Here is a 3,156-nt window from a genome sequence, read left to right as displayed (position 1 = left end):
ACCGTTTCTAAAGGTTTTTGTTACAGAATTTATGATCTGTATGACGAAATATTTTTATTATTCGTCTTCCCGTAACCAAGTAATAGCATCACCCTCAATTGTAGCCGTTACTTTAAAACCCCGGTCGGAAGTTGCAATGATTTGAAAAGAATCCGGATTAACAACACCTATTTCATAAGTTGCATTTACGTTCATTTCAGACTGGCCAATCGAATTCAACGTTATATTTTTCATATCTACTACCACCTCCGTTCATATTGAGAGGTTTTTTATAGAACCGGAAGCCATTTAATGTGCCTGGAGTATGTCCTAATGGAGTCGAAGTTGGCTTCCTCTGCTACTGATTGGAAGATATTAATGGCCACTACTGTTACCAAGCCAACTATAACTGTGATGAGGATCATTATAAGAAGTATTTGTTGTCCCATAGTGATATCATTTTTACTTTCGCTAAAGCAAAATACCCAACTTAGACTTTGTTTAAAATTATTATTAAGTCTAGCTTTACTTCATTATGCCATTTTAACATATTCATGTTTATGAAATCAAAACCAATAAAAGAAAAGATTTATCTGTTGATCCCTATAGTTCTTTGTATGGTATTTGCAAATCAATTTCTATTGGTTAAAACACAAAATCTTACTCAATGGAAAGGTGGCGGATTTGGTATGTTTTCAACTATTGATAAACATAGTGAAAGAGTGATAAGAATTTATTTAAAACAGGATTCTTTAAAAATACCGGTAATTTTTCCTTTCGGAGAAAAATTTAATGAATTGCACGAAAAAACTATTTATCTGCCAAACAACAGAAATTTAAAAGCTCTACACGAATATCTGAATGGTTACAATTGGAAGTGTGAACAATCATTGACTGAATCAATAGCCAATGATTGCATTGCAGTAAATCCTGTTAATATAAAAGATATCGAAATTCTTTTTACTGACTTCAATTCAATAGTCATACAGATCGACCGGTTAAACCTTGATAAAACAAACAATAGTATTTCTGCAAAAACAATTACTAGGAAGATATTTAATTAAAACATTTCTTAAGCAGATATGAAGAATAAATTCAAAATATTTTTCCAGGAATTATATAGCGATCATTTAAGGCTGACTATTTATCTAAGCCTTATATTAATTTTCTTCTTTAACATTACCGATCACACAACAGATATTTTTCTTAAATTATTTATCATTGCCGGCCTTGTATCCCGAACTACAACTCACTTTCTTTTTTGGTTAGTTATAGGAATTACCCTCTCAGTTTATCATTTCTCAGAATGGTATTTAATTGATAATCATATTTATCTTATGATTTATTGGGCATTCAATTTATCGGTTGTACTATTTACTGATAATAAGCAAGAAGCTCTCGTTTTATCATCTAAACTTTTGGCAGGCCTTTGCTTTTTCTTTGCTACTTTTTGGAAAATAATTACACCAGAATTTATGGACGGCACATTCTTCACCTATTTATTGATCGGCGGTGATGTACGTTTTGAATGGTTTTCGATATTAATATCAGGAATGGACGACAGTCTTATTAAGGCCAACCAAGCTGTAATGGATTCAGTAAAATCTATTCTTTTCAGTGGAGAACTGTTACCTGTTGAAATTACAAGTGATATAAACTCCATTGCCCTTTTTATGGTGTGGTGGACAATATTTTTGGAAGGTTTTATCGCTATAGTTTACTTAAGTAGCTTATATACTGACAAAGACATACTTGCTCACCTAGCTCTTATGACTTTTATAGTAACAACATATCCAGTAGCGACAGTGATAACTTTCGGTTTATTGTTAACTTGCATTGGCTGTGGTGCAAATACCTCACAAAAATTGAAGTTTCTTTATATGATTATATTTGCATTTCTTCTAATACTACAGATATAGATAAAGCTCCCAAAGGAGCTTTATATAGTGTTATTAACTATTTAACGTTTACTCGCCACCTCATGCTGTTAGTGCTGTTTAATTAATTCATCGGGTGCAGTTCCAGCACCGCCAGGATTTATACACAAAGTCTTATAGCATTTGGATAGACTTTAAAAATATTTAATTACTCCGGACAATCACCTGGAGCACCACCACCAATTGTGCCCATCACAATCGTTTCCACACAAACCCGAGCCTGAATTTCACTTAAATCGGAATCTTTTGCTACCGCAGTCACGATAAAATCATCCCCTGTAATGCCAGTCGGGATTGTGTAAACTCCATTTTCATTTTCGATCTCAGTAGAACTGTTTCTAATGCCGGAAATTGAAATATGATCAAATGATATGTCATTAAATGAACGTCCTCCTCCTCCCAACATGATCGGTTTCATGAAGTAGCCTTGTGCAGAAGAAGCAATGGATGCCAGATCTTGTCTTACTGCATCACGGGTTGCAGAATCCGCTGCAGTGCCAAATGTGTTGATAGCTACCACTGTAGCAATACCCACAATGATTGTTACTAGTATAACTAGTAGTAATTGTTGTTGTCCCATAATAAATCAATTAAATTTATGTTGCTAGTTTAAAGCCTTACAGAGATATGAAAGTAATAAATTATCTCTAAGTGTAAACAAAAATAGACTTGAATTTATGTTTTATTTAATTAACCAGGTCTGTCAATATTTGGATAGTTAATAAAAATTAAAAATAAAAAAGGCTCTATTACGAGCCTTTTTTTTTTATTTATTTTAGATATAAAAGTTAGTACTACTACTTTTATCCTTCACCTTCTCCTTCTCCCGCAGGCGCACAATCTGGGTCTGGACCATCAAGTATTCCCATTTGAGCGTTATTGGGACAGACTGCTATTTTTATTTCTGTAGCATCATCTGCTTCACTTGCAGGAATTGCAGTTACAAGGAAAGTTTGAGCATTTGCACCTACTGCTGGAATAGTATATACTCCATTTTCATTTGAGGCTGTTAAACCATTATTGGTTATTGTTCCTGGAAATGCCAGATTATCAAATGTTATGCCTTCAAATGTTCTACCACCGCCACCAAGCATGGTTGGCTTCATATAGAAACCCTGTGCGGAGGCCGCAATTGTAGCCAAATCCTGCCGGACTGAATCTACATTAGCTGAATCTGCAGCAGATCCGAATGTGTTAATAGCCACAACCGTCGCGATACCCACGATGATTGTTACGAGAA

Annotated in this window: 3 protein-coding genes and 1 pseudogene; 2 read left to right on the top strand and 2 right to left on the bottom strand. The window is 34.3% G+C overall.

What is annotated here, in order from left to right; all coding sequences use genetic code 11:
- The first annotated feature begins 539 nt into the window (after window positions 1–539).
- Window positions 540–1,043 carry a hypothetical protein gene (locus EA412_00150; GenBank protein ID TVR84812.1) on the top strand — a complete coding sequence of 168 codons (504 nt, stop codon included), beginning with the start codon at window positions 540–542 and terminating at the stop codon, window positions 1,041–1,043.
- An 18-nt stretch (window positions 1,044–1,061) separates the two neighbouring features.
- Window positions 1,062–1,898 carry a hypothetical protein gene (locus EA412_00145; protein TVR84811.1) on the top strand — a complete coding sequence of 279 codons (837 nt, stop codon included), beginning with the start codon at window positions 1,062–1,064 and terminating at the stop codon, window positions 1,896–1,898.
- 397 nt (window positions 1,899–2,295) lie between these two features.
- Here the strand turns inward: EA412_00145 and EA412_00140 are convergent.
- Window positions 2,296–2,496 (bottom strand): annotated as a pseudogene (locus EA412_00140) (hypothetical protein).
- 223 nt (window positions 2,497–2,719) lie between these two features.
- A partial coding sequence (locus EA412_00135) for a hypothetical protein (GenBank protein ID TVR84810.1) occupies window positions 2,720–3,156 on the bottom strand: 437 nt, incomplete at its 5' end.

Source organism: Chitinophagaceae bacterium (assembly GCA_007695095.1).
In the GTDB taxonomy this organism is placed as follows: domain Bacteria; phylum Bacteroidota; class Bacteroidia; order Chitinophagales; family REEL01; genus REEL01.
The sequence above is the reverse complement of the archived record's forward strand: the minus strand, read 5'-3'. Positions and strand labels throughout refer to the sequence as shown.